At 65.8% G+C, this 26195-nt stretch carries 26 protein-coding genes, 1 other RNA gene and 1 pseudogene; 19 read left to right on the top strand and 9 right to left on the bottom strand.

The genetic code is table 11. The annotated features are described in order from the left end of the window. Positions 1–2 precede the first annotated feature (2 nt). The 6 genes from BOO71_RS11735 to BOO71_RS11760 all read left to right on the top strand — a co-directional run bounded on the left by BOO71_RS11735 (position 3) and on the right by BOO71_RS11760 (position 7286). Positions 3–761 (top strand): SDR family oxidoreductase, encoded by a 759-nt coding sequence (locus BOO71_RS11735; RefSeq protein WP_075832516.1) that lies wholly within the window; start codon positions 3–5, stop codon positions 759–761. 277 nt (positions 762–1038) lie between these two features. Next, positions 1039–1515, top strand: coding sequence for a hypothetical protein (locus BOO71_RS27800; protein ID WP_175607433.1), 477 nt, complete (start codon positions 1039–1041; stop codon positions 1513–1515). Continuing rightward, positions 1437–1868 (top strand): SsrA-binding protein SmpB, encoded by a 432-nt coding sequence (smpB, locus tag BOO71_RS11745; protein ID WP_151846700.1) that lies wholly within the window; start codon positions 1437–1439, stop codon positions 1866–1868. The genes BOO71_RS27800 and smpB overlap by 79 nt, the downstream gene beginning before the upstream one ends. Before the next feature lie 109 nt (positions 1869–1977). Continuing rightward, positions 1978–3342, top strand: a complete 1365-nt coding sequence (locus tag BOO71_RS11750) for an N-acetylmuramoyl-L-alanine amidase (protein ID WP_075832522.1) — start codon at positions 1978–1980, stop codon at positions 3340–3342. Continuing rightward, the gene (locus BOO71_RS11755) at positions 3342–3884 is read left to right on the top strand and encodes a GerMN domain-containing protein (protein ID WP_075832865.1); all 543 of its coding nucleotides are present in this window, start codon (positions 3342–3344) and stop codon (positions 3882–3884) included. Before BOO71_RS11750 ends, BOO71_RS11755 begins: the two co-directional genes overlap by 1 nt. Positions 3885–3974: 90 nt before the next feature. Beyond that, a complete protein-coding gene (locus tag BOO71_RS11760) occupies positions 3975–7286 on the top strand; it encodes an AAA family ATPase (RefSeq protein WP_075832525.1) in 3312 nt (1103 codons plus the stop codon). Here the strand turns inward: BOO71_RS11760 and BOO71_RS11765 are convergent. Continuing rightward, positions 7283–7927: a CatA-like O-acetyltransferase gene (locus BOO71_RS11765; protein WP_075832527.1), complete on the bottom strand. Its 645-nt coding sequence runs from the start codon at positions 7925–7927 to the stop codon at positions 7283–7285. The two genes, BOO71_RS11760 and BOO71_RS11765, sit on opposite strands and share 4 nt — an antisense overlap. A 112-nt stretch (positions 7928–8039) precedes the next feature. On the opposite strand from BOO71_RS11765, the gene BOO71_RS11770 reads away from it, so the two are divergent. Beyond that, complete coding sequence (locus tag BOO71_RS11770) at positions 8040–8423, top strand: hypothetical protein (RefSeq protein WP_075832529.1); 384 nt, start codon at positions 8040–8042, stop codon at positions 8421–8423. A gap of 100 nt (positions 8424–8523) precedes the next feature. Here BOO71_RS11770 and BOO71_RS11775 read toward each other — a convergent pair whose 3' ends face one another. Together BOO71_RS11775 and rsmA are read right to left on the bottom strand one after the other, a co-directional pair. Beyond that, positions 8524–9471: a carbohydrate kinase family protein gene (locus BOO71_RS11775; protein ID WP_075832531.1), complete on the bottom strand. Its 948-nt coding sequence runs from the start codon at positions 9469–9471 to the stop codon at positions 8524–8526. 155 nt (positions 9472–9626) lie between these two features. Continuing rightward, on the bottom strand, positions 9627–10493 hold the full coding sequence (rsmA, locus tag BOO71_RS11780; protein WP_075832533.1) for a 16S rRNA (adenine(1518)-N(6)/adenine(1519)-N(6))-dimethyltransferase RsmA: 867 nt from the start codon (positions 10491–10493) through the stop codon (positions 9627–9629). 194 nt (positions 10494–10687) lie between these two features. Between rsmA and BOO71_RS11785 the strand changes: the two genes are divergently transcribed. Then, positions 10688–11470, top strand: a complete 783-nt coding sequence (locus BOO71_RS11785) for a glucose 1-dehydrogenase (RefSeq protein WP_075832535.1) — start codon at positions 10688–10690, stop codon at positions 11468–11470. Positions 11471–11609: 139 nt separating this feature from the next. On the opposite strand, the gene BOO71_RS11790 is transcribed toward BOO71_RS11785, so the two are convergent. Both BOO71_RS11790 and BOO71_RS11795 read right to left on the bottom strand, forming a co-directional pair. Next, the gene (locus BOO71_RS11790) at positions 11610–11987 is read right to left on the bottom strand and encodes a RidA family protein (RefSeq protein ID WP_075832537.1); all 378 of its coding nucleotides are present in this window, start codon (positions 11985–11987) and stop codon (positions 11610–11612) included. A gap of 61 nt (positions 11988–12048) precedes the next feature. Beyond that, on the bottom strand, positions 12049–13134 hold the full coding sequence (locus BOO71_RS11795; RefSeq protein ID WP_075832539.1) for a PP2C family protein-serine/threonine phosphatase: 1086 nt from the start codon (positions 13132–13134) through the stop codon (positions 12049–12051). Between the two features lie 532 nt (positions 13135–13666). Between BOO71_RS11795 and gatA the strand changes: the two genes are divergently transcribed. After that, positions 13667–15136 carry an Asp-tRNA(Asn)/Glu-tRNA(Gln) amidotransferase subunit GatA gene (gatA, locus tag BOO71_RS11800; RefSeq protein ID WP_075832541.1) on the top strand — a complete coding sequence of 490 codons (1470 nt, stop codon included), beginning with the start codon at positions 13667–13669 and terminating at the stop codon, positions 15134–15136. After that, positions 15126–16298, top strand: a complete 1173-nt coding sequence (locus BOO71_RS11805) for a S41 family peptidase (protein ID WP_075832543.1) — start codon at positions 15126–15128, stop codon at positions 16296–16298. Before gatA ends, BOO71_RS11805 begins: the two co-directional genes overlap by 11 nt. Positions 16299–16302: 4 nt before the next feature. On the opposite strand, the gene truB is transcribed toward BOO71_RS11805, so the two are convergent. Then, a complete protein-coding gene (gene truB, locus BOO71_RS11810; protein WP_075832867.1) occupies positions 16303–17229 on the bottom strand; it encodes a tRNA pseudouridine(55) synthase TruB in 927 nt (308 codons plus the stop codon). A 468-nt stretch (positions 17230–17697) separates the two neighbouring features. Between truB and BOO71_RS11815 the strand changes: the two genes are divergently transcribed. The 3 genes from BOO71_RS11815 (at position 17698) to rnpB (ending at position 19487) form a co-directional block, all read left to right on the top strand. Continuing rightward, positions 17698–18081: a hypothetical protein gene (locus tag BOO71_RS11815; RefSeq protein ID WP_075832545.1), complete on the top strand. Its 384-nt coding sequence runs from the start codon at positions 17698–17700 to the stop codon at positions 18079–18081. Beyond that, positions 18078–18839 (top strand): pseudouridine synthase, encoded by a 762-nt coding sequence (locus tag BOO71_RS11820; protein ID WP_075832547.1) that lies wholly within the window; start codon positions 18078–18080, stop codon positions 18837–18839. Before BOO71_RS11815 ends, BOO71_RS11820 begins: the two co-directional genes overlap by 4 nt. A gap of 208 nt (positions 18840–19047) precedes the next feature. Further along, positions 19048–19487, top strand: an RNA gene (gene rnpB, locus BOO71_RS11825) — RNase P RNA component class A. A gap of 101 nt (positions 19488–19588) precedes the next feature. Here rnpB and BOO71_RS27805 read toward each other — a convergent pair. After that, positions 19589–19852 (bottom strand): annotated as a pseudogene (locus BOO71_RS27805) (DMT family transporter); the annotation flags it as partial. Beyond that, the gene (locus tag BOO71_RS11835) at positions 19849–20157 is read right to left on the bottom strand and encodes a DMT family transporter (protein WP_075832549.1); all 309 of its coding nucleotides are present in this window, start codon (positions 20155–20157) and stop codon (positions 19849–19851) included. The gene BOO71_RS11835 and the pseudogene BOO71_RS27805, both read right to left, overlap by 4 nt. 97 nt (positions 20158–20254) lie before the next feature. On the opposite strand from BOO71_RS11835, the gene BOO71_RS11840 reads away from it, so the two are divergent. Continuing rightward, a complete protein-coding gene (locus BOO71_RS11840) occupies positions 20255–20851 on the top strand; it encodes a TetR/AcrR family transcriptional regulator (protein ID WP_075832551.1) in 597 nt (198 codons plus the stop codon). On the opposite strand, the gene BOO71_RS11845 is transcribed toward BOO71_RS11840, so the two are convergent. Continuing rightward, positions 20843–21220 (bottom strand): DUF423 domain-containing protein, encoded by a 378-nt coding sequence (locus BOO71_RS11845; RefSeq protein ID WP_075832553.1) that lies wholly within the window; start codon positions 21218–21220, stop codon positions 20843–20845. The genes BOO71_RS11840 and BOO71_RS11845 overlap by 9 nt on opposite strands. A gap of 462 nt (positions 21221–21682) precedes the next feature. On the opposite strand from BOO71_RS11845, the gene mraZ reads away from it, so the two are divergent. The 5 genes from mraZ to BOO71_RS27815 all read left to right on the top strand — a co-directional run bounded on the left by mraZ (position 21683) and on the right by BOO71_RS27815 (position 26138). Further along, a complete protein-coding gene (mraZ, locus tag BOO71_RS11850) occupies positions 21683–22111 on the top strand; it encodes a division/cell wall cluster transcriptional repressor MraZ (RefSeq protein WP_075832555.1) in 429 nt (142 codons plus the stop codon). Between the two features lie 3 nt (positions 22112–22114). Continuing rightward, a complete protein-coding gene (rsmH, locus tag BOO71_RS11855) occupies positions 22115–23083 on the top strand; it encodes a 16S rRNA (cytosine(1402)-N(4))-methyltransferase RsmH (RefSeq protein WP_075832557.1) in 969 nt (322 codons plus the stop codon). Next, on the top strand, positions 23080–23619 hold the full coding sequence (locus tag BOO71_RS27810) for a hypothetical protein (protein ID WP_075832559.1): 540 nt from the start codon (positions 23080–23082) through the stop codon (positions 23617–23619). Before rsmH ends, BOO71_RS27810 begins: the two co-directional genes overlap by 4 nt. Further along, positions 23610–24962, top strand: coding sequence for a peptidoglycan D,D-transpeptidase FtsI family protein (locus BOO71_RS11865; RefSeq protein WP_075832561.1), 1353 nt, complete (start codon positions 23610–23612; stop codon positions 24960–24962). Before BOO71_RS27810 ends, BOO71_RS11865 begins: the two co-directional genes overlap by 10 nt. A 525-nt stretch (positions 24963–25487) precedes the next feature. Beyond that, positions 25488–26138, top strand: a complete 651-nt coding sequence (locus BOO71_RS27815) for a 3D domain-containing protein (RefSeq protein ID WP_075832563.1) — start codon at positions 25488–25490, stop codon at positions 26136–26138. Positions 26139–26195: the final 57 nt, after the last annotated feature.

Consider the following 26195-nt stretch of genomic DNA (forward strand, 5'->3'; position numbering starts at 1 on the left):
GAATGACTGACCAGACAGCACAGAACCAATCGGCGCAGAACAAAACAGAACAGGGCAAGGCAGGCACGCGCGGCAGCGCCTTTATCACGGGGGCCAGCAAGGGCATCGGCTACGAGGTGGCGCGTTCTCTGACAGAGGCGGGCTACGCTGTGACCATCACCAGCCGCAACGAGGCCGAGATTACCGAGGCCGCCCGCAAGATCGGCGGCACGGCGCGCGGCGTGGTCTGCGACGTGCGCGACCCGGCGGCCTTGGAGCGTGAGGTCAGCGCCCACACTGAGGCTTTCGGCGGTCTGGATGTGCTGTTTGTCAACGCGGGCGTGGGCAACTTCGCCAACGTGGCCGACATGAGCATCGAGCAGTGGCAGGACGTGATCGACACCAACCTGTCGGGGGCTTTCTACACCATCAAGGCGGGCATTCCGGCCCTCAAGAAGCGGGGCGGCTACATCTTCACGCTGTCCAGTCTGGCGGGCAAGAACCCCTTTGCGGGCGGGGCGGCCTACAACGCCAGCAAATTCGGGCTGAACGGTCTGTCCGAGGTACTGACCCTGGACCTGCGCCAGCACGACATCAAGGTGACGCAGATCATGCCCGGCAGCGTGGCCACCCACTTCGCCGGGCACACGCCCAGTGACGCCGATGCCTGGAAGATCCAGCCGGAAGACATCGCGCAGCTCACGGTGGACCTGCTGAATATGCCCGTGCGGACGCTGCCCAGCAAGGTGGAAGTGCGGCCCAGCAAGCCGCCCAAGAAGTAGGCGTAGCGCTTAAAATAAGGGTTGATTTGGGGCGGGGCAGCGTGTCGCATGGCCGAAGCTGTCCTGCCCTAATCTATCGCACACAACATTCTGGCCAGCCGGGTGAATGGCCTCAGCGACGACGTCTTTGCCATCGTGTTCACGCTACTGGTGCTGGAATTGCGCGTGTCGGAAATCGCACGGACGCTGGGCAGCGCCGAACGTGTCCAGGCGGTGAACAGCGCACTGGTCGATCTGCTGCCCCGGCTGTTTGTATTCCTTCCTCACAAATTTTCTGATGGTGGACATCGGTTGGGTCAGCCAGACCCGCTTTCAGGCCCGCCACTCGCACGTTGGTCCCAGGCTGGCCCTTCTGAACATCGTCTCCCTGATGTTCGTTGCGCTGCCGCCGTTTACCTCGCCGGTGATTGGACTGGTCTTCCTGTTGATGCTGCGGCACGCGGTCAGCCATGCCCTGATGCCTCCCGGTTGGCGGGCCGAACGGCTCGGGCAGCGGACGCTGATCAACCTGAGCGTCTTCGCCCTGATGATCGCGCTGGCTTTCATGGCCCACGCGCTGGCGCTGTTTGTCCCGTTCATGCTGCTGATGGCGCACCCGTTGTTGCCGCGTTCGCGCAGGCCGGGATGGGGCGAGATGCTGAGGATGTCAAAACACCTCACACCAGCTTTGCTAGACTGCGGGGCGTGTACACCAACCGCCGCGCCCATTACGAGTACGAGTTGCTGGAGCGCTTCGAGGCGGGCATCAGCCTGACCGGCAGTGAGGTCAAGAGCGTCCGCGCCGGGGGCGTCGATTTCCGCGACGCCTTTGCCCGCCTCGCGGGCGGCAACGTCGATCTGGAGGGCCTGTATATTCCCACTTACAACGAGGCCACCTACAACAACCACGAGCCGCGCCGCACCCGCCGCCTGCTGCTGCACCGCGAGGAAATCGCCAAGATGAAGCGCGGGCTGGAGCAAAAGGGCCTGACCCTGATTCCCACCCGCCTGTACGCCAAGGGCCGCTATTTCAAGGTGGAACTGGCCCTGGCACGCGGCAAGAAGCTGCACGACAAACGCCGCGCCGAGGCCGAGAAGACCGTGCAGCGGGAACTGCGTGCGCTGTGATGTGGGCGCTGTGAAGTGGGTACTGTGATGTGTGTACTGTGGTCAATGTGATGTGGACGCTGTGAAGTCGTTTCTTCCAAAGTCGCCCCCTGGCAACAACCGTGGTGGGATGCGGCGTTCCTGGCCCCTGCTGGCGGCGGCCCTGCTGCTGGCCGGGCTGGCGGGCGCGCAGATCACCTACGGCAAGCTGAATCTGGCGGGTCAGCAGGTCGACAGCATCGGGCTGTACGGCGCGGAGTACGTCAATGTGGACGCGCTGGGCAAGCTGGTCAATGTGGTCCGCGACGGTTCGGTGATGAGGATTACCGGCCTGGGCCACACGCTGCTGCTGCCCATCGATCTGGATCAGGAGCGCGCCACCACGGATTTCAACACGGTGCAGTTCGACACCCGGCGGATTCAGGGGCAGGCGGCGACGTGGGTGAACGGTTCTGTGTATCTGCCGCTGTCCACCCTGGCCACCGGGCTGGGAGCCAGGTACGAGCAGGGCAAGCTGACGCTGGTGCAGCCCGAACTGCTGGGCGTCAGCAGCCGCGCGGGCCAGGACAGTGACCGGCTGGTGCTGGACCTCAGCCGCGACGTGCAATTGACCGACGAGGCGCGCGGCAGCCGCGTGGTGGTGCGTCTGCGCGGCGTGAAAGGCGAGGCCCGCAAATACACCACGCGCGGGGCCTTCCTGCCGTCCGCAGAGGTCAGCCGCGACGGCGATGACCTGATTCTGAGCGCCCCGATCACCGCCGCCAGCGGCTACCGCGTGTACAAGGTGGTGCGTCCCGGCGGCGTGCGGGTGGTGCTGGACCTGGGACCGGGTATCCCACGCGGCAGCCCGGCGATTCTGGAGCGGGTCACGCGCCCGCTGATCGTGCTGGACCCGGTCAAGGTGGCCGGAATTGGCCGCGACCCCACGCTGGATGTGGCCCGCCGCGCCGCCGAGATGCTGACCAAGGCAGGCTGGCAGGTGCAGGTGACCCGCGACACGGGCAGCGCCCTGAGCCGCGATCAGAAACAGCAACTGGCCCGCCAGAGCGACGTGTATCTGGCGCTGGACCTGGGGCGCTTTCCCGGCTCGACCCGCAGCGGCGTGACCGTCTACGAGCCGAGCGGCAAGGCCCCGTCCCAACTGGTCAACAGCGTGCGGGTGGGCAGTACGTTGCCCTACGGCTCGCTGGTGGTGGGCGACACCGGGGGCACACGCCGCCTGAGCGAACTGCTGCGCGGCGAACTCAAGGGCGGCAACATCACGGCGGGGCAGGGCAACCTTTCCAGGGTCATGACCCTCAGCGAGGCTCCGCAGGCCGCACTGCTGCTGGAACTGGGCTGGGCCAGCAACTCCAAGGATCTGGCGAATCTGAGTGTGGAGCGGCGGTTGCAGGCGCTGTCGGTGGCGGTGGCCCGCTCGGTGGCCACCTACCTGACCGCCCGCGCCAACAACAACGCCAACGTCACGGCCACCACGTCTGGAGCGACGCCATGATCCGCCGCCTGTTCTCGCTGTTCAACGTGATCTGCGCCGCGCTGCTGGCCGCTGCCGTCCTGGCCTATCAGGCGGTGCAAAAGCCGCCTGCGCTGCCGGAAGCCCCCAAATTGCAACTGGCCGAGCGCACCGCCATGAAGGTTCAGGTGTATTTCACCGATCCCCAGGTCCGCACCCTGAAAGCCGAGACCCGCACCGTGCAGGTCACCCAGAGCAACCCGCGCGCCGTGGCCCAGGCGGCCCTGAACGTCTGGGCGGCTGGCCCCAACAGCTCGGCCAATCTGGCGGTGGTGCCTGCGGGAACGGCGGCCCCCAAGGTTTACCTGCGCGGCACGCATTATTACGTCGATCTGCCTGCCGCCTACGCCAACCTCCGCTACGGTGCCAGCGGCGAGCGCATGCTGCTGTGTACCCTGACTCGCACCCTGCTGGACACGCGCGGCGACGATGTGTCCTTTGTGCTGAATGGTCAGCCGGTGGATACCCTGGGCCAGATCAACATGCGCGATCCGTTCACGCGGCAGGACTGCGCCGATGAGTAGGGGGGAGGTCTAAGGGTCTGAAAGGCTGAGGGTGTCAGGGAAACTCGCCTTTCCTGCACCTTCAGCCCCTTGACCCTTAGACCCGCAGCCATGCTGCGCTCCATCACCCTGCAAGGTTTCAAGAGCTTCGCCGAACGCACCCGGCTGGAGTTCGGTCCCGGCGTCAGCGCCGTGATCGGTCCCAACGGCAGCGGCAAGAGCAACGTCGTGGAGGGCCTGCGCTGGGTCACGCACGGAGCGCGAGCGCGCGAGTTGCGGGCCGGGCGGGGCAGCGAACTGATCTTTCACGGCAGTGGCGGCAAGGCTCCGCTGGGGCTGGCGGAGGTGCAACTGGAATTGCAGACTCCGGAGGGCCGCGTGAACCTGTCGCGCCGCATCTACCGCGACGGCGCGGGCGAACAGGATCTGAACGGCAAGCTCGTGCGCGCCCGCGACATTCAGGCCGCTCTGCGAGGCACCGGGCTGGGTCCAGGGGGGCTGGCGGTGATCGGCCAGGGCGAGGTCAGCGGCGTGGTGGGCGCGGAGGGCCGCACGCTGCTGGGCTACGTGCAGGAGGCCGCCGGGCTGTCCCGCGCCGTCAGCGCCCGCCAGGAAACTGAGGCCCGCTTGAAGGAGGCCGACACCCATCTGGCCCAGTTGCGCCTTCCGCTGGATGAGCGCGAGGCGGCGGTTTCGAGATTGGAGCGCGCCGCCCAGCAGGCCCGCCGATGGCGTGAATTGAGCCTGCGGATGCTGACGTTGGAAGACGCCCTGAAACGCGAACGTCAGGCCGCCCTCCACCGTGAGATTGCTGGGGCGCGGGCCGAAACAGCACAGCTCGACATTCAGAGTGCCGCGCTGGCCGCCGAAGTCCAGACCGCCGCCGCTGGAGTGGAGAGTGCCCGTGAGGCTGCCCAGGATGCCCGTGTCCGGCGGGATGCCCACGCTGGGGCGCTGGACGCACTCAAGGCCGCGCGAGATGCCCACGCGCAGGCGGAACGTTACCGCGCCCATTTGCATAGCGAGGCTGAGGGCTTGCAGGCGGAACTCGCCAGCCTTCCCACTTCGCCCCCAGCCCAGCCTGCGCCCGATCTGGCCGCGCTGGAAACTGCTTCCGCCCAGATTCGCAGCGAGGCTGAGACGGCAGAACGCCGTGCGCGCACGCTGGACGCCGAACTGGCCCGTGCCCGCACGCTGGCTGCCCGCGCCGCCGAGGGTCTGGCCCGTGCGGATGCCAGCCGCGAAACCCTGCGCGCCGAACTGGAGCGGGCTGAGGGCAATCTGGAAACGGCCTCTGAAAGCCTGGAAGCGGCTGCCGAACGGCTGACCACCTCGCGCGACGCCCGCGAATACGCCGAATCGCAGTACGCCGCGCTGGCCGCCGAACGGGAGGCTGCCGTGAATCAGGAACGCCACCTGACGAATGAACTGGCCCGCGTGAATGCCAGCGTGGCCCCCCTACGCCGCGAACGCGAACGCCTGCAAACCGCCCTCAACGGCTACGCCCGTTACGGCGAGGGCGCGCGCAATGCCCTGCGGCTGGACCACCCCGGCATCGTGGGTTCGGTGGCGGACCTGCTGACGGTGCCTGCCGAGTACGAAACCGCCATCGGCGCGGCGCTGGGGCGGCGGCTGGAGCAGGTGGTGGTGGGCCGCGCCGACGACGCCCGCGACATCATCGAGGAGCTGAAGCGTTCGGGGGGGCGAGCCACCTTCCTGCCGCTGGACCTGATCCGCGCCCGCCCCCGCCGCGACGCTCAATTTCTGCACGAATCGGGCGTGGTGGGCAACCTGGCGGACCTGTGCCCCAGCGATCCGCCGCTGGTGGGACAGGCGATTCTGGCCGATACACTGTTGGTGCAGGACCTGCGCGCCGCCAACCGCATTGCCCGCTCCCACAGCAATCGCCCGCGTCTGGTCACCCTGGACGGCGAACTGGTGGAACCCGGCGGGGCCATCACTGGCGGCAGATTGCGCGACAGCGGTGCGGGTGTCCTGAGCGATCAGCGCCGTTTTCAGGAGCTGGAGGCGGAACTGGAAGAGGCCGATGCGCTGGGAACGCAGTTCTCTGCGGATCTGGAGCGGTTGAGGCTGACGCTGGGCGGCGGCAACGAGCGCCACGATGGATTGCTCGCCGCCCGCGAACGCGCCGCCCGTGAGGAACGCGATGCAGAGCGCCGCGTCACCGAACTGACCGCGCAGGCCCGCAGCCTGGGCGAGAACCGGGACCGCCTACTGGCGCGGCTGGGGCCGGAAGTGGAGACCGTGGCTGGCCTGGACCTGCCAGATGTGGCTGCGCTGGAAGCTGAGCTGGCCGCTGCCCGCCACACCGCCGAGACAGGCCGCGCCGCCGAACGCGAGGCCGCCGAGGCGCTGGCCCTGGCCCGCGAATTATCCGCTGCATGGCGCGCTTACGAATCCGCCCAGACTCGCGCCGCCGATCTGCGCGCCAGGCTGGACGCCAACGTCGGGGCCGCCTCCACCCAGGACGCCCACCTGAACGCCGCCGCCGCCGAACGCTCCCGCCGCGAAGCCGCGCTGGGCGAACTGGACGAAGCCGAATTCCCGCGTGCCGAGGCTGCCCGCGAAGCCGCCGCCCTGGCCTACGCCAACCTGATCGGCAGCCAGAACAAGGTCCGCGCCCGCCTGGACGACTTGCGCGTGCTGGTGGCCCGCCGCGAGGGCAGCCTGGAACCTCTGCCCGACGGCTGCACCCCGCCCGGCACCCCGCGCGAGTGGACGGCGGAACTGGCCCGCGCCCGCGCCGAATTGGAAGGGCTGGGCACCGTCAACGCCCGCGCCGAGGCCGATCACGCCGCCGAACTGGCCGAACTGTCCACCCAGCGGGCTGAGGCCGCCGACGCCGACGGGGCCACCGCCGAACTGCGCGTCCACCTGGGCGAATTGCAAGACGCGGAAGGGGCCGCCACCCGTGCCGCTTTCATCCGCGTGAACGCCGCCTTCCGCGACTACAGCACCGAGCTGCTGGGCGGCGAGGGCGAGCTGGAAGGGGAGAGCGACGACTCGGGCCGATTGACTGGCCTGCGTTTGGCCGTGCAGCCCAAGGGCAAGCGCACCCGCAACCTCAACCTCCTGAGCGCCGGGGAACGCACGATGGCGGGGCTGGGCTTCCTGTTCGCGCTGAACCATGCGGGCGGCGACGGTGGGGCGGGAGGATTACCGCTGGCCGTGCTGGACGAGGTGGACGCCCCGCTGGACGAGGCCAACATCCGCCGCTTCACCGCTTTTCTGGAACGCTTCAGCGCGCGCGGCGCGCAGTTCCTGCTGGTCACGCATCAGAAGGCGACGATGGAGGTCGCCACCGCCCTGTGGGGCGTGACCACCGACGGCAGCGGGGCCAGCCGCGTCCTGAGTATCAAGCAGGCCGAGGATGGCGCACGGCGGGTGATGGTGGAGGGCTAGGGCGTGGGTGTAAAGGTGTCCAGCTCCCGTTGCAGCTCTTGATAAAACTGCGCGATGTGAAAGCCGTCGCAGGCCGCATGGTTGGCCCGCAGCGCCACCGGCATCAGCAGTCGGCCCGCGCTTTCCTCGTACCGTCCCACCGTGAAAATGGGCAACAAATAATCCGCTCCATCCTGAATGTTCAGCTCGAAGGCGCTGAAGCCCAGCCACGGCGCGACGGAGATATTCAGGGCGTTGGGCGGCGTTCCTGGTTTGGGCAGGTAGTCCAGCAGCGAACTGTAGTTCTGCGCGTCGGCCTGATGGTTGTCCAGAAACTCGGCGAAATCCCCGCCCAACTCGGTCCACAACGCCGAGAAAGTTTCCGTCTCCGGGTGAAAGACCGTGTAGAGGGGCAGGACACTGTCCCAGACGCCCGGCTGTTCTCCGTCGATCAATCCCATTCGCAGCGCGGGCAGCCGGTTAACCACCGTGCAGATGGCATAGATCAGGGCGGGAACGAAGGGCAGCCCCGCCTCCTTTAGCCTGCTTTTGAACGCCGTCACGTCCACGGAAACGGTGACGTTGAAGGTGCAGGGGTTCTGCCGGAAGTGCTGGAAAATCTGGCGGCGAGGCCAGACGGTCAGGTCAAGGGGACGGAGCATTTCAGCACTCTAGCGGGACCACATCGGCACTCCCTTTGCCAGATTGCCGCCCCCCCCCGAATACGCCACAACGCTCAAGGCAACGTGAGGCCGGATTTGAGATAATGGCGGTATGAATACTCCCACTCCGCAACAGGCACTGACCGAATTCCTGTCCTGCTGGCAGAAGCGGGACTATTCCAGCATGTCGCGGCTGCTGCCCGTCCACGGCACGCCGCCCAAGAAGCAGACCGTCAAGGCCACCAAAGAGCTGTACGGCACCCAGAAACTGACCGATTTCAACCTGCTGGCCGCCCGCGACACGGACCCCGCTGCCACCAACCTGGACGTGGAAATGCATTACCGCGAGGCTGGGGAACTGGAGGTCAAGCGCTGGCGCTTCCGCATGGTGTACGTCAACGATGCCGGGCAGCCGATTCCGCGCAACCAGCCGCTCGGGAGCTGGAAGCCGTATGTCACGCGTGTGTTGCCGGACCCGCCTGCGCTGCGGGCCTGAGCTGGGACAGGAGAGAGGCACCGAGAATCTGTCGGTGCCTCTTTTTTTGATGCCTGTACGTTTTGATGCCTACTCGTTTTGATGCCTGCGCGGAGAAGGACTACTTTTTCTTGGTCTTTGGAACGGCCACAGCCAGATCGGCGGTGGTGATGGGATGCTCCTGCGCGCCGAAACCGGTGGCGGCCAGCGCTCCGGCGGCGTTGGCGGCGCGGGCACTCTCGGCCATGCTGGCCCCCGAAAGAATGGCGTGGGCAAAGGTGGCGGTGAAAGTGTCGCCCGCGCCAGTGGAATCCACCACGACTGCGCCTTCCGGCGGCACGGCGTCCACCAGTTCGGTCTCGGTGGGGGTCCAGATGATGCTGCCCATCTTGCCCACCTTGACCACCACCTTCTGTGCCCCGGCCTCGCCCAGTTGCTTCAGGGCGGCGCTGATCGAACGGGTGCCCGTCAGCGCCTGCAACTCGTGCTGGTTGAGGGTCAGGTAGTCCGAATTCAGCGCCTCTTCACGCAGTCCGGTGCCCACCTTGTTGACTGCGCCTGTGCCCAGATCGATAAATACAGGTACGGGTTTCTTGGCGCTGCGGGCGTACTCGACGGCCTGCAAGGTGAACTCGCGCTGCGGTCCCTCAATCAGGCTGTAGGCATTGACGATCAGGGCGTCGCACGCCTCCACATCCTTTTTCTTCAGTTTGGACGGATCGAGCTGGCGGTTGGCTGCGCCGTCGCTGATCATGGTGCGCTGGCCGTCCGCCGTCTGCATCAGGGTGATGGTGCTGGTCAGGTGGTCGGCGCTGCGCTGAATGGCCGCCTCGCCCACGCCGCTCTCGCGCACGCGGCTCAGGGCGTAGTCGGCAAAGGGATCGTCGCCCACACACGCGGCCAGCGTAACGGTGTGGCCCAGCCGGGCAAGCGTGACGGCAATGGTGCCGCCCGCGCCGCCGGGCTTCATGCTCGCGCGCAGGGGCGTGACTTCCTCGCCGGGTCTGGGCAGCTTGTTCAGATGGTACAGGTGGTCAACGGTCACGTCGCCGATTACGTAGAACTTCAAGGGGAAACCTCCGGGGCGGACCCCGTATTGAGAAGAAGATGGTGTTGGAGCGGGGTGATGGTCACGGGGCCATTAAAAAACCGGGGCATGCGAGGCGAGCGGCCCCATCACAGAGAGGGTCAGACAAAATGTTCACGGGCATAGAATCGTAACTGTTACCCTAGCACGCCCAGCCGCTCTGCCAGTTCCCGCAGGGCGTCCAGCGGCACGTCCTCGGCCCGCACGTCCGGGCGCAGGCCCCCCGCCGCCAGCGCCGTATCGATGGCCTCTGCATCCTGGCCGATCATGCGGAGGTTGTTCCGCAGGGTCTTGCGGCGGTGGGCCAGGGCCGCCTCCACGAATTTCAGCAATTCTGGCGGTGGGGGTGGCCGCGAGCGGTCAAAGTCCAGCCGGATCACGCTGCTGGTCACGTCCGGGGCTGGAAAAAACGCCCCTTTCGGCACGTCGCGGACATGCTTGACCGTGCCGTACAGCGACGCCAGGGCCGTGAGAAAGCCGTAGTTGTCCTCGCCGGGCCGGGAGGCCAGCCGCTGCCCGACTTCCTTCTGCACCAGCACGGTGGCCGACACGATGGCGGGCGCACGCATGAAGCGTGACAGCAGCACTCCGGTGATGTAGTACGGCAGATTGGCGATCACGCGCGTGCCGGGCGGCAAGGAGGAATAATCGAACTCCAGTGCGTCGCCCCAGACCACGTTGACGTCCAGCCCGGCCAGCGTCTCGGCCAGCACCGGGCGCAGTTTCTGGTCTTTCTCCAGTGCCGTGACCTGTGCGCCGCGCGTGGCCATCTCGCGGGTCAGCACGCCCAGGCCGGGGCCGACTTCCAGCACGGGTGTGCCCTGAGCCGGGCCGCCGCTCAAACCCGCCTCGGCAATCGCGCGCAGGATGTTGCCGTCGATCAGAAAATTCTGGCCCAGGCTCTTGGTGGGTTTCAACCCGTGCTGGGTCAGCAGTTCCCGCACCCGCGCGGGCGAGTACAGCGGAGCGCTGGCGGATTCGGGAGTGGTCAGGTCATCGGGCATGAGGCGCGTCAGTATAGCCGCGCAGTGGTGCGGAAAGCTGCGTCCCGAATTTGCCGCGAACCTCTCACCCTTCCCATCCGTTTTCGGCGCGTGGGCCAACACTCTTGATCGTCTCTTGCCACTCCCGGCATCTGGAAAAGCGTCCGCTAGAGTCGGGGGAGACCGGCAGATTTCGTGCCACAGGAGGAACAGACATGGACACACAGGACATACGGAAGCTCTTTGATCTGGACGGCAAGGTGGCCGTCGTGACCGGGGGTGGCAACGGCATTGGCCGCGCCTCCACGCTGATGCTGGCGGGTGCGGGTGCGGCGGTGGCCGTGGGTGACCTGAAAGTGGGTGACGCTCAGAAGGTGGCCGATGAGATCACGGCGGCGGGTGGACGTGCCATCGCAGTGGCCTGCAACGTGACCGTGGACGCGGATCTGGTGAACCTGGTGGAGCGCACGGTGGCCGAACTGGGCGGCCTGCACATCCTGGTCAACAACGCCGGGGGCGGCGGCGCGGGCCGCGAGAATCCCTTCAAGATCAGCGTGGAAGATTTTGCGCGGGTCTTTGAACTCAATGTCTTTAGCGCGTGGCGGCTGTGTCAGTTGTGCGTGCCGCACATGAAGGACGCGGGCTACGGCTCGGTGGTCAACATCACTTCGATGGCCAGCATCAACCGCAGCCCCAACATCAGCGCCTACGCGTCGTCCAAGGCGGCCCTGAACCACATGACGGCCAATCTGGCGTTGGACTTCGGCCCGGAAGTTCGCGTCAATGCCGTCGGCCCCGGCGCGACGCGCACCCACGCCCTGTCCACCGTCCTTACGCCCGAAATCGAGGCGCAGATGCTGGCCCACACGCCCATCAAGCGCCTGGGCGAGCCGGAGGACATCGCCGGGGCGGTGCTGTACTTTGCCGCGCCGATTTCGGGCTGGGTCAGCGGTCAGACGCTATTTGTCAACGGCGGCGGCGTCCAGACGCTGGAGTAGCAGGAGATTGGATTAGGGCGCGGCCTTCCTGCCGCCCCCGTCTACGGAATCACGCAAAGCCCCTCTGCCTTCACAGGAGAGGGGCCATTTTCTGTCGCAGGAGTTCTGCATGGATCTCCATTCTCGCCCCGCTACCTGCTCAGTGCAGTTCGGCCATCACCTCGATCTCCACGCGCACGTCACGGGGCAGTCGGGCCACCTGCACGGTGCTACGGGCCGGGGCCGGGGCGGGAAAGTGGCGCTCGTAGACGGCGTTCATGTCAGCGAATTCGTTCATGTCGGCCAGAAACACGGTGGTTTTGACCACGCGGTCCATGTCGGTGCCTGCCGCCCGCAGCACGGCGCGCAGGTTCTGCATGACCTGCTCGGTCTGGGCGGTGATGTCCTGCGCCACCAGTTGGCCGTCGGGGGTCAGCGGGATCTGACCGCTGGTGACCACCAGATTGCCAAAAACGACGGCCTGGCTGTAGGGGCCGATGGCGGCGGGGGCGTCGGCGGTCTGGACAATGTCTTTCATGCCCTGAGCATAGCGGTCTATGGGCTGAGAGGCATCATCCTGTTTCAGGACTGTCCCGGCGTCAGGTGTCGTGGGTGGAACGCTGGGGTGTGGAGGGTGGTGCGGGGCGGGTGGGTACGCTCCTGGCCTGTTCGAGGACAGCGCTGGGACGGCCCAACTGTCCGCTAGCCCGGCGGATCAGGGCCAGCCGCTGAATCAGCAGAATCCCGGCCAGCAGCGCGGTGCCCACGACAGCGATCAACACACGCTGGCCGGGCAGCAGGATCACGCCCAGCAGGGTGAAATAGGCCAGCATCAGCAGCAGGTAGGTGTTCAGGCTGTTGCCCCGCTGCGCGCTCAGCAGCGCGTCCACGTAATCGGGACCGCTGTTCTGGGGGGCGGGCAGGTTGTAGGTGGGCAGGTGCTGGTCCTGCTGCACGTCGATCACCAGCGCCGTGATGTTGTCAGGGCCGCCCGCGTCGTTGGCGGCGTCGATCAGACAGCGCACCACCGAGTCCGGGACCAGTGGACGGGCCAGCAGTTCCAGCAGTTCGGTGTCGGTAACCACGCTGCTCAGGCCGTCGCTGCACAGCAGGACCCGGTCCCCGGCGCACAGCCGCAGCCCGAACAGTTCCAGCCGCACCCGTTCCTCGCCGCCCAGCGCATTGCTGACCACGCTGCGCCACTGGTGGTCCCTGGCTTCCTCCTCGGTCAGGTGGCCCAGCCGCACCTGCTCGCTGACCCAGGAGTGGTCCTCGGTCAGGCGGTGCAGTTGGCTGCCGCGCAGCAGGTAGGCGCGCGAATCGCCGACGTGGGCGATCATCAGTGCGCCCCGGTCGATCAGCGCGGCAATCAGGGTGGTGCCCATGCCCATGTACTCGCCGACGGCGTGGCGCAGCACTGACACGTTGGCCGCCTGCACAGCCTCCGCCAGCCGTGCGGGCGGCGAGGTGCGGCGGGACAGGTAATGGCTGCTGAGGGCTTCCAGCGCCAGCGTGGCCGCGAGTTCCCCGGCGGCGTGTCCCCCCATGCCGTCGGCCACCGCAAAGAGGCCGCCCTGGGGCAGGTTCAGCGCCAGGGCGGCGTCCTGATTGACCCCACCTCGTCGCTGACGACCCACATCCGTCAGCAGGCCGTATGACCAGTTGGACGCTCCAGCAGCCTGCATGCGCCCACTATATGTCACCCGCCCTTACTCAACTCTATAAAACATCTCATCTTTCTGATAAAGCGTCGTTTGCGGCAGTTTTATGTGTTCAGACACCAAATTTTTGCCGTACATGGTCAGGGAAAAGATCATTCTGGAGCTGTTTTCTGGAACGGAGGCCAGCTTGCGTGAAGGTTGGCAGCGTGGAGGATGATCTGGTCCCCCGATACGGATTCCGTCTAGAACGCGGCAGAAATCGGGACTGCGCCGATGCCCATACTCCACGCCCTGAGCCTGTTTTTCCCCTGCTCACTGTCCGCTCCAGAACAGCGCCTACGACTGGGACAGCTCGGAGCGAGGATGCCTGGACGCCTGCTCGGATCTCTGGCATTTTCAATCCCTCTCAATCGCAGTCCGTATCGCCTGCGGCGGCGTGCTGGGCCGCCCTTGACCTAGTCACGGCTGGATAGACAAGTTTGCAGGGGCCTGCGGCGAGGCGGGACTCCTGGTGGCGGCACTTGCGCCTGTTCACAGCCCGGTACACTGGCGCGGTATGTCGCTGCCGTCCACTGACCCCCACTCTGCCGCCGAACTCGTCCGCACCGTGCAGGCGGGTGAAACCACCGCTGCCGCCCTGCTGGCCGCCGCCCGCGCCCGCGCTGAAGCGGCCAGCGGACTGAATGCGCTGATCAGCCTGAACGACCACGCCGACGAACAGGCGGTGGCCGTGCAGTCGCGTCTGGCGGCGGGCGAATCCCTGCCGCTGGCGGGTCTGCCAATGGTCATCAAGGACAACCTCAACCTGAACGGCACGCGCACCACCTGCGGTAGCCGGATGCTGGAGCATTATGTCAGCCCCTATACCGCCACCGCCGTGCAGCGCCTGCTGGACGCGGGCGCGGTGATCGTGGGCAAGGCCAATATGGACGAATTTGCGATGGGCAGCTCCGGCGAGAGCAGCGCGTTTGGCCCGACGCTGAATCCCTGGGACACCTCGCGCGTGACCGGTGGCACCAGCAGCGGCAGCGCGGCAGTGGTGGCAGCGGGTCTGGTGCCCGTGAGTCTGGGCAGCGATACGGGCGGTTCGGTGCGGCAGCCTGCGGCGCTGTGCGGGGTGTACGGCCTCAAGCCCACCTACGGGCGGGTCAGCCGTTACGGTCTGGTGGCCCATGCCAGCAGCCTGGATCAGATTGGCCCGGTGGCCCGCAGCGCCGCCGATCTGGCCCTGCTGATGAACGTCATCGCCGGACACGATGGGCGCGACGCCACCAGCCTGGACGCGCCGCCCGCCTTTGCCGCCGGAACGCCCGAAGACCTGCGCGGCCTGCGCGTTGGTGTGATCACCGAGAGTCTGGGCGGCAACACGGCGGGCGTCAGCGCCGTGCTGAACGCCACCCTGGACGCGCTGCGTGGTGCGGGTGCAAGCGTGGCCGAGGTCAGCCTGCCCGCCCTGAAACACGCCATCGCCACCTATTACCTTATCTCCATGCCCGAAGCCAGCAGCAATCTGGCCCGCTATGACGGCATGGTCTACGGCAGCCGCGAACCAGGGGGCGACGTGCTGGGCAGCATGACCCGCACCCGTGAACGCGGTTTCGGGCGCGAGGTCCAGCGCCGCATCATGATCGGCACCTACGCCCTCAGCAGCGGCTATTACGACGCCTATTACAGCAAGGCCACCCGTGTACGCAGGTTGATCGCCAATGAATTCAGCGCCGCCTTCGCAGACTTTAACGTGCTGGTCACGCCCACCAGTCCCTTTCCGGCCTTCCGACTGGGCGAGAAGATGAACGATCCGCTGACCATGTACGCCGCCGATGTGGATACGGTAGCGGTCAACCTCGCGGGCCTGCCTGCCCTGAGCGTCCCCGCCGGATTTGAGGAAGTGGACGGCAAGAGGTTGCCCGTGGGTGTGCAATTTATCGCGCCCGCCTTGCAGGACGAATTGCTGGTCAGAATCGCGGGCGGGCTGGAAGGGATCGGTGCGGTGCGGGCGGAAGAGGCTCCGGGCTATGCGGGCTGATCTGGAGGCGTATCTGGATGGTGCGCTGGAGATCATTCAAAAGGAAGCGCTATACGCGGGCCGGGTGGACTGGGCGCAGATGACGCGGGAATGCCAGAAATTGTGCGCCGACGCGCAAACGACGATGGACTGTTATCCCGCGCTTCGGCACGCGCTGGCGGCGCTGGGCGATGGGCACAGTTTCCTTGGGGAACCCGGCTGGCAGGAGATCATTCCAGGCGATTTTGGCCTGACCTGGATGGGCGGCGTCGTGGTGGAACTGCATCCGCAGGGGCCAGCGGCACAGGCTGGCCTACGGTTGGGTGACAGGCTACTGGCGGTGAATGGTCAGGCGATTGGAGCAGGGTTGATCGCCGGGTATCCGAAGGACGTGGTGAGGACAGGGCAGAGCATGACCGTCACCGTTCAACGCGGCGATATCGTGCTGGAGGCTGCCGATCTACCGCGCTTCACCTTCACGCCTCAATCGTCGCTCGTCCGGCCAGGAGTGGGCCTGTTGGTCTTGCCTAAGCACGGGGGCAGCGGCCAGCTCAGCGAGGGCGGCACCTATCAAAGCGCTGTGCAGTCGGCATTGCTGGACCTTGCCAGTCAGGGCGCAACTCGCTGGATTGTCGATTTACGCCTGAATCTGGGCGGCAACTGCTATCCCATGCTGGCCGGACTGGGGCCGCTGACTGGCGAGGGTCTGCTGGGATCGTTCGTGAGGGGTGAGCAGCGCTGGCCCTGGCACTACGAGCGTGAGGACAGAGACGGCGTGGATACGGCAGTGGCCTTCATGCTCGAACAGGCCGATCAGCGTGCCTGCGAGGTCTGGGTTTCCAGCCGGGTCTTTCCCACTGTGTCAGACGACGTTCCGGTGGCCGTTCTCCTCTCTGGGATGACCGCCAGTTCCGGTGAGGTGGCTGCGCTGTCAATGCTGGGCCGCGCGGGGACGCGCACCTTCGGCCAGCCGACGCGCGGCAAGACCATTGGAAACAGCACGCATGACCTGCCAGACGGCGCGGCACTGGTGATCTCTGGCGTACTGGAGGCCGACCGTACAGGCCAGATTTACGACGGCCCCATTCCGCCCGATGTCCACATTGAGACCGACTGGGCCGAATTTCAGACCGCTGCCGATCCGGTACTGGCCGCTGCCCTGGAATGGCTGGAAACGGCCTGAAGGCTCACGCCCACACCCGTACCACCTTCAACTGCTCCCCATTCCCGTCCACCACGGCCACCAGTTCGCCGCCCAGCGTGACCACATGCCGCCCGACTTCCGGGCGCTGGGGGCGTTTTCCCTGGCGCAGTTCGCGGGCCATCAGGTCGTCGGCTTCAATGCACGGAAAGTCCAGTGCGTTCAGATCGCTCAGACCCGTGGCGTCCTCTAAATTCTCCATCTGCACGGCGTCGGCAAGGCTGTAGCGGCCCACCCGCGTCCGCACCAGACCAGCCAAATGGGCTGGCAGACCCAGCGCCGCGCCCACGTCCCGCGCCAGTGAGCGCAGATAGGTGCCGCTGCCCACGCTGGCGCGCACCAGCAGCGTGGGAAACTCGCCCAGCGCTTCCGGTAGGAGAAAGGTCAGGCCCGTTTCGGCAGGCGTCCAGTCCTGCGGGTCAAAGGTGCGCGGCGCGTCCTGCACGCGGTCATAGACGCCCAGCAACTCCAGCGAGTGGATCACCACGTTCCGCGCGGGCAGGTCCAGCTCGCCCCCGGCCCGCGCCACCGCGTAGGCGCGCTGCCCGCCCACCTGAATGGCGCTGTACTGCGGGGGAATCTGCTTCTGAAGGCCAGTGAACTGTGTCAGGAGTGCCCCGATTGCATCGGCGTCCAGCAGTGAAACGTCCGCCGTCTCACTGATCGGCCCCTCGGCGTCCAGCGTCGGCGTTCCCGCGCCCAGGCTGATCCAGGCCAGATAGTCCTTGCTGTCGGCCTCCATGAACTGCACCACCTTGGTGCTGCCCTCTACCGCCAGCACCAGCACCCCGGTAGCCAGCGGGTCCAGCGTGCCGGTGTGGCCCACCCGCTTGGTCTTGCGGGCGCGGCGGGCGCGGTTCACCACGTCGTGCGAGGTCAGGTGCAGGGGTTTATCAACGGCAATCACGGGCATGGGCGGAGTGTAGAGGGTGAAGGAAGGCACGAGGCTTAGCGGCCTCTATGACTTGCTGGAATTTATGGCCTGCCCGTCTGGAGTAGACCCTCGCTGTTGCCGCGCCGTCCCTTTGTTCCTGGAGCAGAGGGGAAAAGACCATGCCTGCGTGCCACCGCCCTTTTTCAGGGCTGCCGCAAAGTCAGTTTTTAGGGTGGCTCCCACGGCTTAACCCCTCTGCTCCGCAGCTTTGCAAGTCCGCCCCTCCAGGGCACCTCCCCTTGAGGAGAGGCAAGGAGATAGCGTGTGGCACAGTGAATTGTCATTCTTGGCCCCCCTTGAGGGGAGCTGGCAGTGAGGCTGACTGAGGGGTTATCTCTTTGCCTTTCAGTCCATGTTTTGTCCAGATTCCGTGACTTTGCGGTAGCCCCGCCGCCCTTTTTTCCATAGCCCACATCCCACACCCCTCAACCCCCTAAACTACCGGGCGTGCTGCGTGCCTCGTTCTGGTTGACTGCCCTGTTGTTCATTCCGCTGGGGCTGCTGTTGTATTTTCTGCCGCCTGCGCTGGCGGCCACGCTGGGGGTTTCACCGCTGTGGCTGCCGCGTTTTGCGGGTGGGCTGCTGCTGGCCTGGGGAGCCTTTCAGGTGGCGGCGGGATTTGAGCCGGACGCGGTCCGGGTGGGTGGGCTGGCCGGGGGCAATCTGCTGACGGTGGCCGCCCTGCTGCCTGCTGCCCTGCGCGGCGACGCCTTGCCGCCCGCTGTGCGGACGCTGATGCTGGCGCTGTCGGGGGCGTTGCTGTTGCTGGCGGTGGTGGCCCTGCTGGCCGTGCCGTCCCGCCGCAGACCGTCCGCTAAGGTGGAGCAATGAGCGGTGAGAGATTACAGAAGCGGCTGGCCCGTGCCGGGGTGGCTTCCCGCCGCGCCGCCGAGGAACTGATCAGGGCTGGGCGCGTGCAGATCAATGGCGTGGTGGCCACGCTGGGCCAGACGGTCACCGAGGCCGACGACATTCGTCTGGACGGGCAGTTGCTGGACACCGGGGCGGTGCAGAAGGTGACCTACGCGCTGTACAAACCGCGCGGTTATGTGACCACCGCCAGCGACGAGTACGGGCGCAAGAACGTGCTGGACGCCATGCCGAATATTCCCGGCCTGCACCCCATCGGACGGCTGGACCGCGACTCAGAGGGGTTGCTGCTCCTGACCACCGACGGCGATCTGACCCTGAACCTGACCCACCCGCGCTACGGCCACGAGAAGGCGTACCGCGCCTGGACGCACGGCGAGGAGCCGCCCACGCAGGACGAGCTGGACCAACTGGTGGAGGGCGTGATGCTGGAAGACGGTCTGGCCACCGCCATCACCGCCACCCCCGCCAGCGACGGCGCGTTTATCACCCTGGGCGAGGGCCGCAAACGTCAGGTGCGCCGGATGCTGGAAGCCATCGGCCACCCGGTGGGCCGCCTGATGCGCTACCGCGTGGGCGGCTACTGGCTGGGCGACATGGACGTGGGCGAATACGGCGAACTCAGCGAGCGCGATTTGCAGGGGCTGCTGGACCCGCAGACCATCCCGGCGGTCATCTGGGACGGCAACTGGGAATTGATGGGACGCCGCTGGGGATAGGGGGGTTGATGGTGGAAGGTTGAGGGTTGATGGAAAAGGAATGGGGACAAGTGCCTTCATCCCTCGCCCTCTGCGGGAGATGGAGTCGCAACTGCGGCAGGAAGAGGGGGCCACTCAGCGGGCCGCGACCTCAAACAAGTCACCCTGGCCCCTCTCCATCACCCATCAACTTTCAACCATCAACGCCCCATCTGCTATCCTTCCCCGCGCGGGGGAATGTTCGGTCGCGCTTCCTTCAGTTCACTTGTGGGCTGGGGGGGTGAGGAAAGTCCGGGCACCGCAGGGCAGGATGCCAGTTAACGGCTGGTCGGCGAGTCAAGTGCCCACACGCGCGCCTGCGAGTGGGTGGCGGCGAAGCCGAAGGACAGTGCCACAGAAACTTAGACCGCCAGTTCCATATAAGCCGGGCGTGGGCCGGGGCTGGTCAGGGTGAAACGGTGCGGTAAGAGCGCACCAGGCCGCAGGGAAACCTCGCGGCGTCTGGTAAACCCCATCCGGTGCAAGACCCGATAGTGCGCGAGGAACGGCCCGTTCCATTGACCGCCAGGATGGTCGCAACGAGGCGTGGCGGCGACGCCCGCCCCAGAGAGATGGCCGAACAGTCACGAAAGTGATGGACAGAACCCGGCTTACAGTTCCCCCGCACCACCCGCCGCCTCTTCCTTTCCGGGAGGGGCGGCTTCTTTTGCTGGTTTCTGTCCGGGCTGGGCCAGCTTCAGGCCGATCAGCACGGCGATCAGCAGCGTCAGCAGCACCATACGGATGGGGGAGAGGCTTTCCCCGAACATGCTGGCCCCGACGATCACTGTGCCCACCGCGCCGATGCCCGTCCACACGGCGTAGGCGACGCTCAGCGGAATGGTCTTGATGGCCCGCGACAGCGCCTCGAAGCTGAAGACGGCGCAGATCAGGAAAGCGACGATGTATCTGGAATCCTGCTGCTCCAGCTTCAGCGCCGTGGTGAAACCCACCTCGAACACGCCCGCCAGCGCCAGCCATAGCCAGCCGTTCACGAGGTCACCTTGAGGCCGATGATCAGCAGCACGGCGACGCCCAGCAGGCCCAGGCTCAGTGCGTTGGTGCGGTCCTTGAAGATCAGCGTGCCGACCAGGGTGGTCCCCACCGCGCCGATTCCGGTCCAGACCGCGTAGGCGGTGCCCAGCGGAATAGTCTTGATCGCCTCGGCCAGGAAGCTGAAGCTGACGACAGCGCATAGCAGGAACAGCCAGACATAGTTCTTATTCTTCTGTTCCATCTTCAGGGCGGTGGTAAAGCCGACTTCAAACAGTCCGGCCAGCAGCAGGGCGATCCATCCCACGGGGGGTCTCCTTGATTTAGCAAGAGCGTGCTAAATGCATGGGATAGAAATACCACAGTTTCTTGGTTATCGCAAGGGTGTGCTAAAACATGTGCATATGCCCCGCATCGTCGACCACGATCAGCGCCGCGCCGAACTGACAGAGGCGGTCTGGAGTCTGATCCGCGAGCAGGGGCTGGCCGGGGTGACCATCCGCAACCTCTCGGAACGTAGCGGGTGGTCCAGCGGGGCCATTCGCCATTACCTCCCCAACCGCGAGGCCATCCTCAATTTTGCGGCGCAGCAGATCGGCGAGCGGGCCTGGCAGAGGCTTCAGGCCATCCCCACCAGTGACGATCTTTTCCAGGATTTTCTGAACCGCCTGGAGGTCACCCTGCCGCTGGACGAGGAAGGCCGCGTGTGGCTGGAGGTCTGGCTGGCCTTTGTGGGCGCGGCAGTCAGCGATCAGGACTTCGCGGATGCCCAGGGCGTGCTGTACCGCGATCTGAACGCCGTTTTCGTGGAAGCGTTCAGCGGGTTTGCACAGCGCGGCTGGTTGCCCGCGTCTGATCCCCAGGCGGCGGCCACCGAGATTCACGCCCTGCTGGACGGCCTGAGTGTGCATCTGCTTCTGCACCAGATCACGCCGCAGCAGGCCCGCACGACGCTGCAAGTCGCGCTGTCGCGGATGCTGATCGATCCTGGCTCAGCCTGAGCGCCGGAAATCCACTGCCGCCAGCACGAATCCGGCGATCAGCAGCACGCCGCCAATCGGGGTAATCGCGCCCAGCCACTTCACGCCCGTCAGCGCCAGGATGTACAGCGTGCCGCTGAAGATCACGGCCCCGCCCAGCAGCAGCATGGGCGCGCGCCGCTGCTCCGGCTGCGTGCCCAGCGCCAGCAGGGCCAGCGCGGCGTACATCTGATAGCGCACGCCAGTCTCGAAATCGGCCAGCAGTCCCGGTTCCAGCGTGCCCTTCAGCCCGTGCGTGGCAAAAGCCCCCAGGGCCACGCCCAGCGCAGCCAGAATGGCCCCGGTCTGAAACGCGGGCAGCGAGGCGGCGGGGCTTGCGGAACGGGTCATTCGCATGTCTTCAGCTTAGGCGGGTGGCGGTGGGGATTTGTCCTGACGGGTGGGGGAGAGGTGGGAAAGGCGCGATGCCCCCACAGGTGTTTGCAGAAGTGCTAATTTGCCGTCAACAGCGGCTTTCCCTGGCCCGCGCAGCACCCGAAATCCCGCTCTCGGCTCCAATGTCTGGGAAGACAGGTGGGAAAAAATAGAGAACCAGGGGGAATCCAGGGGAAATTGTGGGAGCAGGTGGTAATTCTTGGGTGGGCTTGTTACACTCCTTAAGACAACCTGAAGTCCTTCACATTGCGCCTTTCAGGTTGAGAGGCTGGCCTCGCCCCTGCGTCTGCCATGTGGGAGCGGGTGGGAAAAGTCGAACGGCGCTTCAAAAAGAGTGTGCTTCACAAAAACTGTGTTTCAGAGAATTGCGCTTCAGAGAACAGCGCTTGATAAGAGGAAAAAGGAGAGGAGAAGGATTTGCCGTTCGGAGAATATCCCTACACCATCGACGACAAGGGGCGCGTGGTCATGCCACCGGCCTTTCGGGAATTCGTCGAGGACGGCATGATCCTGACGCGCGGGATGGAAGGCTGCCTGTACGTCTTTCCGCTGGCTAGTTGGCGGCGGGTCGAGGAACAGCTTGAGGGTTTGCCCCTGACCGACGCCGAATCCCGCTCTTTTGTTCGTTTCTTTTACTCCGGGGCCAGCAAGGCGCGGCTGGACAACCAGAGCCGCGTGTCCGTTCCCCAGCCCCTCCGCACCTTCGCGGCCCTCGACGGCGACGTCGTCGTGGCGGGCGCACCGGGCCGTCTGGAACTGTGGACCCCGGCCCGCTGGGACGCCGCCATCAGCGCCGTTCAGGACAACCCCCCCAAACCCGATCTGCTCATCAACTTCGTGGCGTGACCCATGAACAACAATGTTTCCGACCCTTCCCGCGACCCTCTTGACGAAACTGCCTCTGCCACCCTCTCTCCAACCCTGACCCATACCCCTGTTCTGGCTGCCGAAGTGCTGGCGGCGCTGAATCCCGCCCCCGGCAAGATCATCGTGGACGGCACGCTGGGCGGCGCAGGCCACACCCGCCTGCTGCTCTCGGCGGGCGCAACCGTCTACGGCATCGATCAGGACCCCTTCGCCCTGGCCCGCGCCCGCGAGGCCGGTCTGGACGGCCTGAATGTGCTGGAAGGCAATTACCGCGATATGCAAAAGCTCCTTGCAGATGTCGGCGTGACCCAGATCGACGGCGTGCTGCTCGACATCGGCGTCAGCTCGTTTCAACTAGACGATACGGACCGGGGCTTCTCGTATCACTCCGAGGCCCCGCTGGACATGCGGATGAGCCAGTCCGGCGAGAGCGCTGCCGAGGTGGTCAACACCTATCCCGAAGAGGAAATTGCCTCGATCATCTACGAGTTCGGCGAGGACCGCCTGTCGCGCCGGATCGCGCGCGGCATCGTGTATGCCCGCGAGAAAGCCCCCATCGAGACCACCGTGCAACTGGCCGAGATCGTCAAGCGGGCCTACCCCGGCTTCAGCAAGGGCATCCACCCGGCGCGGCGCACCTTTCAGGCGCTGCGGATTCACGTCAACGACGAGCTGGGGGCTTTGCGCGACGGTCTGGAAGCCGCCGAGGCCCTGCTCAAACCCGGCGGACGGCTGGCCGTGATCAGCTTCCACTCGCTGGAAGACCGCATCGTCAAGCGCTTTCTGCTGGGCAGCGCGACTTTGCGCCCGCTGACCAAGCGCCCGGAAATCGCCTCCGAGACCGAGCAGGCCACCAATCCGCGCGCCCGCAGCGCCAAGCTCCGCAGCGCCGAGAAGCTTGAGCCAGAAGAACTTGAGCCAGCAGAAGCGGACCCGGAGGCGGCAGCGTGACCTCATTGCCCCCGCTGCGCCCGCGCCTGGACCGGCTGGACCTCACGGAAGCCACCTGGCGGGGCCGGGCCATCCGTTACGTGGCGATCTATCTGGCGCTGGCGCTGCTGCTGGTGGGCGCGCGGTATCTGACCCAGGACATCCGCCCGGCATTGCGCGTCGTTCAGGATCAGGAGGCGAAGTTGCTGACCCAGCGCAACGATCTGGCGGTGGGGGTGCAGACGCTGGAAAACCCGCAACGCATCCGCGACTGGGCCTTCGCCAACGGCATGATCCGCTTCGCAGAGGCTCCCAAGGAATCGCAGGCGATCCTGCCGCTGCCGCCTCCGGGTCAGGAAGCTCTTCCAGCCAGCCCGGAGATTGCCCCTCCCACTTCGCCTGACAGCCCAACTTCACCCTCCATATCAGCCCAGCCCGCCAGTCCAGAGACATCAAGCAGCCCAGCCCCGTCCGCCAGCCCAGCCCAGATCAGCCCAGCCCAGCCCAGAAACGACGTGCCCGACAACACCGTGGAGGTGAGAACGCAGTGGAGGTAAAGATTCGCAACCGGTCCCGATTGATGCAGTTTCTGGCGACGCTGATGTTCCTGAGCCTGGTGTGGGCCTATGCGCAACTGGAGTGGAACGCGCCGCAGAGCGTCAGGCGCACGCTGGTGCAGGCGCGCGGCACCATCACCTCCAGTGACGGCAAGGTGCTGGCGCAGAGCATAGATGGCAAACGCGTCTACCCGCAGGGCCATCTGGCCGGGCAGGTGCTGGGCATGATGGGCACCACCAACGGCCTCGAAGGGCTGGAGTACGCCTATGACCGCCCGCTGGAAGCCGGGCAGAACCTGAAACTGACCATCAACACCGGGGTGCAGGCCGCCGCCGAGTCCGCGCTGAGCAAGGCCATTCCCGAACATCAGGCCGACTACGGCTCGGTGGTGGTCATGGAAACCCGCACCGGGCGCGTGCTGGCCGCCGCCAGTTACCCGCAGTTCGATCCCAACCACTGGCGCGACTTTCCCCTGGAAGCCCGGCGCAACCGCCCCTTTCTGGACGTTTACGAGCCGGGTTCGGTGATCAAGGGGCTGGTGGTGGCCGCCGCGATCAACGAGGGCCTGACCACCCCGAAGACCACCTACGACACGCCCATGCAACGGCATGTCGGCGGTCGCTGGGGCAGCGTCATCCACGACGCGGTGGACCATCCCGCCACCCTGACCACCAAGCAGGTGCTGCGCTACAGCAGCAACGTGGGCATGAGCCACATCGTCGAGAACTTCGGGTCCGACAAACTGCGCAATTACTACACGGAGTACGGCTTCGGCAGCTACCCGGACATGCCCGTGGTTCCCGCCGCCACCGGTCAGCTTCAGCCGCTGCGCAAGTGGGACGATCTGGTGCGCGTGACCAACGCTTTCGGGCAGGGGATGAGTACGACCACGCTGCAACTGGCCTCCGCCTACAACGCCCTGGCCAACGACGGCCTGTACCTGCCGCCCCAGCTCATCGAGGGTGTGGCCGCCAGCGGCGAGCGGCGCGAGATCCTGCGCCCGGAGGTGGCCCGCACCACCCGCGACATGTTGCAGGCCGTGATCGAGGAAGGCATTCCGCACGCGGCTGGGGTCAAGGGCTACGCGCTGGGCGGCAAGACCGGCACGGCCCAGGTCGTGGTGGACGGGCGTTATTCCTCCACCGTCTACAACAGCGTCTTCACAGGCTTTTTCCCGGTCGACGCCCCCAAGATGACGGTGGTGGTGATGGTCCACGGCGCGAAGATCAACTACCACGGCTCCATGCTGGCCGCCCCGATCTTCAAGGAAATCTCGACGGAAGTGCTGTCGAGCTGGGGGGCCGCACCGAAAATGGAGACACCCAAGACCACTGAGAAATAGACAGAAAGAGTGCCGTTGACCAGCGGGGGGTGGATGCGAGTTCGGGCATCCACCCCCCTGCTTTGTGATGAGCTTTCGTCGAGGGTCTGGTGTCCTGATAGAACAGGCGAGGTTGGAGGGATGTCCCAGGTCTCGATGTGGTCTTGAAGTGTGATCTTCCACACTAAAGGGACTGAAAAAATAGAAATCCATTGCGAATCTGATTAAAAATTTATGTATTGGCTCGTTTGAAAATGAGAGGAAGGCAGTCCTGTTGACCCTCGTCTCATTTTCAGACTTCTATCTCAGCCGTTATTTTTTATTCTTTTTGGACTTGAGAAAATATTTGCGCGGTGATTTGTGAGACTGAAGACAGGTCAGGCTCATAAGCTAATGATGTTGTCCCTCTAGGCTCACTTCTGAGGTCGGGGGTGTCTTGACTGCTGCCCTCAGACTTGATGACGACCCAATTCGTACTGTGCGGCCTGTCTTTTGACGGCGCATCGTAGGCGGGCTGCCCCACCGCCCACGCCCCAAGGAGAACACATGGTTTCAAAACTCAATCGCTGGACCTTTGCAGCTCTGTTCGGCTTCGCGGGTCTTGCCTGCGCCACCCCTGCCCTGCCCGCCAGCTCTGTCGCCAGCGACGCCGTTCGTCAGGCGATGGTGGTCATCCCGCCCCCCGCACCCGTGGTGGTCCGTGCCCCAGTTCAGGTGGCCCGTCCGCAGCCCGCGCAGACTTCCGCACAGAATGCACGGAGTACCGTGGCCGCAAATGCCGCTGCGCAGGCCCGCGCCGCCGCCATCGTCCAGACGCAGCGGCAACAGGCCCAGCAGGCCGCCGCGCCCGTGGCCGCCATCACCGCGCGGGGCAGAACGGCCATCGTGCGCGCCACTGCCTATAACAGCCTTGCGGGGCAGACCGACAGCACGCCGTTCATTACGGCCACCGGCACCCGCACCCGCCCCGGCGTGGTGGCCCTGAGCCGCGACATGCTGCGCTCCTTTCCCTACGGCACCCGGATCACCATCGAAGACCTGAGCGGGCGTTACAACAACCTGCTGCGGGGCCGGACCTTTATCGTCGAGGACACGATGGCCGCCCGCAAGACCGGCAGCCTGGACATCTGGATGGGCAGCCGCCGCGACGCCCTCAACTTCGGCGCGCGTCAGGTGCGGATTACTGCCCTTCGTTAAACCGTTTCTTCGCCATTGAGGGCCGTCCAGATGGGCGGCTCTTTTTCTGGTCTGCTC

This window comes from Deinococcus marmoris, assembly GCF_001949125.1.
Lineage (GTDB): Bacteria > Deinococcota > Deinococci > Deinococcales > Deinococcaceae > Deinococcus > Deinococcus marmoris_A.